Annotated in this window: 5 protein-coding genes and 1 pseudogene; 1 reads left to right on the forward strand and 5 read right to left on the reverse strand. The window is 72.6% G+C overall.

The annotated features are described in order from the left end of the window. The 3 genes and pseudogenes from D7W79_RS43370 to D7W79_RS34895 form a co-directional block, all read right to left on the reverse strand. A pseudogene (locus D7W79_RS43370) lies at positions 1-1,431 on the reverse strand (hypothetical protein); the annotation flags it as partial. Positions 1,432-1,685: 254 nt separating this feature from the next. After that, on the reverse strand, positions 1,686-1,952 hold the full coding sequence (locus D7W79_RS34890; RefSeq protein WP_120529643.1) for a GlsB/YeaQ/YmgE family stress response membrane protein: 267 nt from the start codon (positions 1,950-1,952) through the stop codon (positions 1,686-1,688). Positions 1,953-2,061: 109 nt separating this feature from the next. Then, positions 2,062-2,796, reverse strand: a complete 735-nt coding sequence (locus D7W79_RS34895) for a 16S rRNA (uracil(1498)-N(3))-methyltransferase (RefSeq protein ID WP_120529647.1) — start codon at positions 2,794-2,796, stop codon at positions 2,062-2,064. Between the two features lie 121 nt (positions 2,797-2,917). Here D7W79_RS34895 and D7W79_RS34900 point away from each other — a divergent pair, with 121 nt between their 5' ends. Next, the gene (locus D7W79_RS34900) at positions 2,918-3,913 is read left to right on the forward strand and encodes an asparaginase (RefSeq protein WP_158617129.1); all 996 of its coding nucleotides are present in this window, start codon (positions 2,918-2,920) and stop codon (positions 3,911-3,913) included. Between the two features lie 246 nt (positions 3,914-4,159). Here the strand turns inward: D7W79_RS34900 and D7W79_RS34905 are convergent, their stop codons facing one another. Both D7W79_RS34905 and D7W79_RS34910 read right to left on the reverse strand, forming a co-directional pair. Continuing rightward, complete coding sequence (locus D7W79_RS34905) at positions 4,160-5,026, reverse strand: 50S ribosomal protein L11 methyltransferase (RefSeq protein ID WP_120529645.1); 867 nt, start codon at positions 5,024-5,026, stop codon at positions 4,160-4,162. A 78-nt stretch (positions 5,027-5,104) separates the two neighbouring features. After that, on the reverse strand, positions 5,105-7,708 hold the full coding sequence (locus D7W79_RS34910) for a M16 family metallopeptidase (RefSeq protein ID WP_120529646.1): 2,604 nt from the start codon (positions 7,706-7,708) through the stop codon (positions 5,105-5,107). Positions 7,709-8,023: the final 315 nt, after the last annotated feature.

An 8,023-nucleotide genomic window follows, 5' to 3' on the forward strand; every position in this document is an offset into this window, starting at 1 on the left:
GGGGGAGGGCGAGGCTTCCATGCGGGACACTCCCGGGGCAGGCGCGGAGGACGCGGCGAAGGCCGGCGTCTCCAGAGGGGGCAGGATGGCCGGATCCTCCATGACAGGCAGGCCCGGAGCGGCGTCCCGACGAGCATCCATCAACGGCAGGCCGGAGGGCGCCTGCGATGCATCCCAATGCTCGGCGGCCGACGGTCCGGAGGCGGGCTCCTGGCGGGGAAGACCGGCGCCCTGGTCCGCCTGCGCGGGCGCGTCCATGCGGGGCAGCCCGGACGGGGCCGGCTGCGAGGCCGCGTCCATGCGCGGCAGGCCCGGAGCCTGGGGCTGCGCGGCGCGCGCGGGCGCGTCCATGCGGGGCAGGCCGGGCGAGCCCTGAGCGGCATTGCCACGCGGCTGACCCGAGGCGGCCTGCGTCTGGCCGCGCGGCATGTGCGGCTCCGTACCGTAGGCCGGCGTGGGCGCGGAACCCGGGCGGGGCTCCAGGGGGTTCGCCGGGGCCTGCGCGGCGCGAGGCACGGCGACGCCAGGGTTCTGGAAGCCCGGCTCCGACAGGGCCGCGGTGGGCGCGGCGCGAGGAGGCACGGGGGCCGCGGCGGCCATCGGTGTCACGGCCGGAGGCGGTGCGGCGGGACGCGGAGGAAGCACGGCGCCGGAGGGCGCGTTCCCGGCGGGAGGCGTGGCGCGAGGGGGGACGGGAGCCGGCGCCGCGGCCCGGGGTGCCTGCTGCGCGGGAGCCCGGACCGGCTGACCCTCCGCGTGCGGCGTGGAAGCCCGGACCGGCTGACCCTCCGCGTGCGGCGCGGGAGCGCGAACCGTCGCATCGGCCTGGGGCGCGGGAGCGCGAACCGTCGCATCGGCCTGGGGCGCGGGGCGCGCAGCCGGAGCCGCCGCGCGAATCGTCGCATCCGCGTGCGAAGCGGGGGCCACAGCGCGAGCCGCTGGATCCGCATGGGGCGCGGAGGCACGACCCGCCACGTCGGCAGGCACGGCGGCGCGGGCCGCGGCTGCACGGGCCGCCGGATCCGCATGGGGCGCGGGCGCGCGCACGGTCGCATCGGCGGCCGGGGTCTGCGCACGAACCGCCGCATCGGGTGCGGACGCGCGCACCGTGGGCCCATCCATCGGGGGCACGGCGGCGCGAGGCGCGGCGGCCGGAGCCTGCTGCGCGGGCGGGCGGGGCGCTGCGGCGCGCGGCGCGGCGGGCGGAACGGGCGCCATCCCCGGCCGGACCGACGGCGTCATTCCCGGCGGGGTAACAGGGCCGCGAGGCGGCTCCATCGCGAAGGCCGGCGTGCCGCGCAGCGTCTCCGGCTCCACCGGTTCATTGTTCAGGGTGATGGGGTCGCCACCCACGTCCAGGGCAGTGCGTTCCCCCGGCCTGCGGCGGTCGATGTGGATGTCGCGGTCAAGCAGGCTCGGGACGGGAGCCACCGCTGGTGGGCGCGCGGCGTTCGCGGCGCAAGCGGGGCAATCTCCGACCGGCGGCAGCGAGGCGCCGCACTTCAGGCACTTGGACAACGGATCCTCCCGGTGACGCGGACAACCGTCGCCATGAAAGGCCGCATTCAGGCCTGTAGCAAGAAAAGGACAAGCCCCTGCTGGTCCCTCTCCCGAGGAACCGTCAGGGGCTCGCCAGCGCCGCCGCGCCCCTCCCTTCGGGGACGGTGCGTGTGAGGCGCCTCACGCTAGGCGTGGACGCGGCGCCGTCCCGCTGCTCCGACCAGGAGGAGCACGATGATGGAGCCTACGATGGACATGATGATGCCCGAGGCGTGCAGGTCGAAAAGGCGTCCGTTGCGCTGGAACAGTGAACCGATGAGGCCGCCCACCAGAGAACCCACCATGCCCAACAGGGTCGTGGCCACCAGGCCCATGCTCTGCTTGCCCGGCAGGATGGCTCGAGCAATGAGGCCCGCGATGAGGCCGATGATGATGAAAGCGATGATCCCCATGAGAGTCTCTCCCGTGTGAGGGACCCGCGAGGTCCCGAATGGCAGAAACGTAGGAATGCCCACACGGATCCGTGACCTGGGATGCGAGGAGGGGCCGCCTGCCCGGCTGCTATCCGAGCGACCCATCCAGGTGCTGCATCACCGCGAGCGCCGCGAGCGCCGCCGTCTCCGTGCGCAGGATGCGCGAACCCAGCGTCACCGGCCGCGCTCCCAACCCCCGCAGTCCGTCCACTTCCTCACGCGCGAGCCCGCCCTCGGGGCCAATCACCAGCGCCACCGGCGTCCCCGGCGCCACGCTCCGGAACGCCTCGCCCAGTGGCACCGCGGACTCCTCCTCGTCCAGCACCAGCAGCAGCGTGCCCGGCGTCAGCGAGCGCGCCGCGTCCAGGAGCGGCCGGGGCGGGTGCACGTGCGGCACGTCATCGCGGCGGCACTGGCGCGCGGCCTCCTCGACGATCTTCGCCCACCGCTGCGTGCGCTCCTCGGCGCGCTTCGGCTCCAGCTTCACCACGCTGCGCGCCGTGGCCACCGGATGGAACGCGGTGGCGCCCAGCTCCGTGCCCTTCTGCAGCACCAGCTCCAGCTTGTCCCCCTTGGGCAGTCCCTGGAGCACGCTCATCTCGCGCGCGGGCGGCGTCACGCGCACGGCCCCCAGCACCAGCCGCACGGCCTCCGCGGTCAGCCCCGTGACGCGCGCCTCGAAGGCGCGGCCCTTGCCGTCGAACACCTCCAGCGCGTCGCCATCCTCCAGCCGCAGCACGTGGACGAGGTAGTGGCGGCGCTCACCCGTGAGCGTCACGTCGGCGGGGGCGGGGTCGGGAAGGGGAACGAAGAGGCGGACCACGGCGGCTTCCTTGAAGGGGAGGGCGCCCGGAGGATAGCCCTCCATGCGTCCAGAGGTTTCCTTTCCGGAATCCACGGGCGCCCGGCCATGTCCCGTTCCTGCTATGGCGCGCCCCACGCCCATGTCCACCCTCGTCATCGAGTCCACCCGCTCCGGCTTCGTCGAATCCCTCCACACCGTGTCCGTCGCGGTGGTGAGCGCGGAGGGCACGCGCGTCGCGTTCGCGGGCGACCCGGAGCGCGTCACCTTCTGGCGCTCGGCGGCGAAGCCCTTCCAGTCGCTGCCGATGGTGCAGGACGGCGCTGCGGACCGCTATGGCTTCGGCCCGCGCGAGCTGGCGCTTTCGTGCGCGTCCCACTCCAGTGAGCCCGTGCACCGCGCCCTCGCGATGCAGATGCTGAGCGCGTCCGGCTGCGAGGAGCGCCACCTCGCGTGCGGTCCGCATCCGTCGCTGTCGCCTTCGGTCGCTGAGGAAGCGCTCAAGGCGGGCGTGGTGCTCACGCCCCGGTGGAACAACTGCTCCGGCAAGCACGCGGGGATGCTCGCGCTGGCCCGGCACCACGGCTGGGACGTGCACGGCTACGCCAGCGACGGCCACCCGGTGCAGGAGCGCATCCAGGATGAAATCGCGAAGTGGACGGGCCTGCCGCGCGACGCGCTGGTGAAGGCTGTGGATGGCTGCCTCGCCGTCTGCTTCGGCCTGCCGCTCAGCGCCATGGCCACCGCGTGGGCCCGCTTCGGCGTCTCGGAAGCGCCCGCCGCGCGCCGCCTGCGTGAGGCCATGCTCGCGCACCCGGAGCTGGTCGGCGGCAAGGGCCGCGCGTGCACGGAGTTGATGACCGCGTTCCAGGGCGAGGCCGTGGTGAAGATTGGCGCGGAGGGCGTCTACTGCGCCGCGCTGCCCCGGGCGCGCCTGGGCGTGGCCGTCAAGGTGGAGGACGGCGACGCCCGCTGCGCCCCGCCCGCGCTCCTCGCCGTCCTGCGCCTGGTCGCGGAGCAGCAGGGCCTGTCCCTGCCCATGACGGGCCTGGAGCACCACGCGGAGCCGCGCATCCTCAACACGCGCAACGAAGTCGTGGGCTCCCTGCGCGCGGCCGGGACGCTCGCGTTCGCCTGAAGGCCGCTGTAGCGCGGAAGGTCACACGCGCCACGCCTCTCGTAACCGGTCCCGCTACAACCCAGGCCGGTGGCCGGGGAAGCCGCAGGGGGACCTCCAGGACAGGGCGGCGGGCACGCGGACTGCAATGCCTGTCCGCACACGGCGGGAGTCGCGAGGACCTGACGTCAAGGGGGAAAGCCTCGCGAGTCCAGATGGGGTCGGGTTGGCGAGCGCATGCGTTCGCGGCCCGACCCCCTCTTGTTTCTAGCGCTTCAAGTCGATGCGCACCCACTCGCCCTGCTGCGCGCCCTCCAGCACGGTGCACCCGAGCTTGCGGTACGCGGCCTCCACGTCCACGCGCTGGTGCGCGAGCACGCCGGCCAGCACCAGCCGGTCCTTCGCCTTGGGGACGATGAGGGGCGCCAGCTCAATGAGCGTGTTGGCCAGGATGTTCGCGAGCACCAGGTCGAAGGTGCCCTGCACCTCCGTCAGCTCGCGCCCGGAGATGTCCAGGTCGGGCGTCTGGTTGTCGGCGCAGTTCTCCTGGGCCAGCTCCACGGAGGTGGGATCGTTGTCGGTGCCCACCACGTGGCCCGCGCCCAGCTTCTTCGCCGCGATGGCGAGCACACCCGTACCGGTGCCCACGTCCAGGACGCTCGCGCCCGGGTGCGTGGACATGAAGTCATCCACCGCCGCCAGGCACAGCGACGTGGTGGGGTGGTCCCCCGTGCCGAAGGCCATCTTCGGCTCGATGACGATCTTCACCTTGCCGTCCGGCGCGTTCGCCGCGTCCCAGGGCGGCCCCACCCACAGGCGGCCCACCTGCACGGACTTGATGAGCGACTTCCACTCGTTGCTCCAGTCCTGCTGGGGCTGCTCGTCCAGGGACACGCGCGCGGTGGGGTGGCTCTCCGTCACGGCGTCGCGGGCCTCTTCGGCGCTCTCGCGGTCCTCGAAGTAGGCGACGACGATGGACTCACCCTTCGCGGGGGCGCGCACGCCCGGCATGGTGGGCGTCTCCGCGTCGCGCACCTCCAGGCCCAGGGCGCCGGTCTCATGGAGGAGGTCCTGAAGGATTTCGGAGGCTTCCTCCGCGATATCCACGGTGAGTGACAGGTAGGTCTGGGACATGGCGCCCCTTCTACCGCACCCGGTGCGGCGTGGAAGCGTCGTCGTCGTGACGCTTCCACGCTCGCGGGAGGGGACGCCCTACGGCCCGACGATGGCCGTGGCCATGCGGTCGAAGTCGATGACCCGGCGGGCCACCTCCTGCACGTCCGCCGCCGTCACCTTCGCCACGCGCTCGGAGTAGTGCAGGAAGTTGTCCAGCCCGATGCCGTAGCAGGTGTCCAGCGCCAGCAGCGTCGCGCGGGCGCTGTTGCGCTGCAGGTCGATTTCGTACGCCCCGATGATGTGCTGCTTGGCGCGCTCCAGCTCGTCCGCGGGAATCGGCTCGTCGCGGATGCGCTCCAGCTCGCGGCGCATGCCCTCCACCGCCGCGTCCACCTTCTCCGGGCTCGTGCCCATGTAGACGGCGAAGTAGCCGGGGTCCAACCCGTCCATGGAGAAGCTGCTCACGCTGTAGGCCATGGAGCGCTTGTCGCGCAGCTCGATGAAGAGCCGCCCGCCCTGGCCCGACAGCACCGTGGACAGCACGTCCAGCACCACGCGCCACGGGTCGGTCATCCGCGCCGCCTGGAAGCCCATCACCAGGTGCGTCTGCGCGCGCGCCAGCACCTTCTTCTCCGTGCGCGGAGCGGACGGCGGCGCCTCCGGCTTCAGCTGCTTCGGGGCCACCGCGCCGCCGCGCGACTTGCCGAAGTACTCGTTCGCCAGCGCCCGCACCTGCGCCACGTCCACGTCGCCCACCACGCTGAGCGTCATCTGCGACGGATCCATGTGCGCGCGGTGGTACGCGCGCAGCTGCTCGGGCCCCAGCGCCTCCACGGACGCCTTCTCGCCCGCGAGCGACAGCCGGTACGGGTGCTCCTTGTAGAGCGTGCGGGAGAACAGCTCGAACGCCAGGCTCGACGGCTTGTCCTCGCGGGTGAGGATGTCCTGGAGCAGCAGCGAGCGCTCGCGCGCGACCTCCTCCTCGCGGAAGGCCGGGTTGAGCAGCACGTCCGCGAACAGCCGGAAGCCGGGCTCGAAGTAGCGCGACAGGAAGTCCGCCTTCAGGCTCACGGAGTTGCGGCCGCCCTGGCCGCTGACGTTGCCCGCGTACAGGTCCCCCAGGTGGCTGATGTCATCCGCGCTGAGCGTCGTGGTGCCCTTGGTGAGGGCGCGGCTGAGCAGCGTGGTGATGCCGTTGTCCTCCGGCGTCTCGTAGCGCGAGCCGCCAATGAACGCCGCGCGCATGGAGAACAGCGGCACGTGCGGCTCCACGCGGATGATGAGCGTCGCGCCGGAGGGCAGCTTCTCCTGCACCACTTCGGAACGCGCGGAGGCGATGGCGCTGCGGGCCGCGCGCGGCGCGCCTTCCGGAGGCGGCTGGCGGACGGCGCGCTCCGGGGGCGCGAGGCCGGGGCTCTTCGCCGCTTCATCCAGTGCGGCGTGCACGTGGGCCTCCGTCAACTCCGCGGCAGGGGGCACCAGCGCGGTGACGATGGCGTGCTCCAGCCGCAGGTACTTCTGGGCCACGCGGCGCAGGTCCTCCGGCTTCAGGTTGCGGATGTCCTCCAGGTAGCGGGCCTCGGACTCCATGCCGCCGGGGGACGTCTGGTACGAGCCCAGGTTGCGCGCGGTGCCCTGCACCGTCTCCTTGCGGTAGACGGACTCCGCCTCCACCACCGCCTGCACCGTGCGCAGCTCGTCCTGGGGCACGCCCGTGGTGCGCAGCGCCTCCAGCACGCGCGCCGTCTGCGTGAGCGCCTTCTGCGCCTGCGCGGGCGGCAGCGTCAGCGACACGGAGAAGATGCCCGGGTCCTTGGGCGTGTACGCGGACGCGTGCACGTCGTTGACCAGGTGCTGGCGGCGCTTCACCTCGCGCACCAGCCACGACGAATTGCCCTGGCCGGCGATCATCGCCAGCACGTCCAGCGCGGGCACGTCCGGGTGCTCCAGCTCGGGAATCGCGAAGGCCAGGTGCAGGTAGGCCTCCTTCACGTCCTCCGTCTGGATGAGCACGCGGCGGCCCGTGGGCGCGGCGTCGCGCGGGCGCTGCACCGGGCCCGCGTACGGCCGGCCCCAGTCACCGCCGAAGATCTCCTCCACCCACTGGCGCAGCTGCGCCTCGTTCAGGTCGCCCGCGACGGACAGCACCAGGTTCTTCGGCGTGTAGTGCCGGTGGTAGAACTCCAGCACCTTCTCGCGCGTGAAGCTGCGCACGCTCTCCTCGGTGCCGATGACGGGCAGCCGGTAGGGGTGCGTCTGGAACGCGGCGGTGAACAGCCCGCGGGACGCGCGGCGCGACGGCGAGTCGTAGCTGCGCTTGATCTCCTCGCACACCACCTCGATTTCGCGCGCCAGCTCGTCCTTGTCGAACGCGGAGCGGCGCACCGCGTCCCCCAGGATGTCCAGGCCCGTGCGGGCGAACTGGCTGGCGATGACGATGTGGTAGACGGTCTGGTCGAAGGACGTCCAGGCGTTGATTTCGCCGCCGTGCGCCTCGATGTCCCGGGCAATCTCACCCGGCCCCCGGCGCTCCGTCCCCTTGAAGAGCATGTGCTCGTGCAGGTGGGCGAGGCCCGCCTGGTCGGGCCTTTCGTCCGCGCTGCCGGCCTTGACCCAGACCTGGAAGGCCGCGACCTTGGCGGCGTGCTGCTCTTCGAAGACGACGGTGAGCCCGTTGGGCAGGGTGTAGCGGATGGCCATAGAGGTGGTCCGAAGCTGTCAGCCCTCCCCAAGGGAGGCAAGGCGAGGTGTGATGTTTGCTCCATTGGCTAACGTCCCACCCCTCCCACGTCGAGCGGACCGTGCCGTCCGCCTCCCACCAGGCAGGCGAAGCGGCGCGGTCCCCATCGCGTAACTGGTGGAAAGCCCCCGTGGCCGGTAACCTGGGACGCGCACATGCCGTCTCCCCCGGACGAGGCGGATCCGCTCGCGGACCTGAAGGAACTGCTGGATGACGGCGACGCCCTCGCGGCGGCGCCCGCCCCGGCGCCCACCAGGCCGCTCACGGTTCCCAAG

Source organism: Corallococcus exercitus (assembly GCF_003611585.1).
Taxonomy (GTDB): domain Bacteria; phylum Myxococcota; class Myxococcia; order Myxococcales; family Myxococcaceae; genus Corallococcus; species Corallococcus exercitus.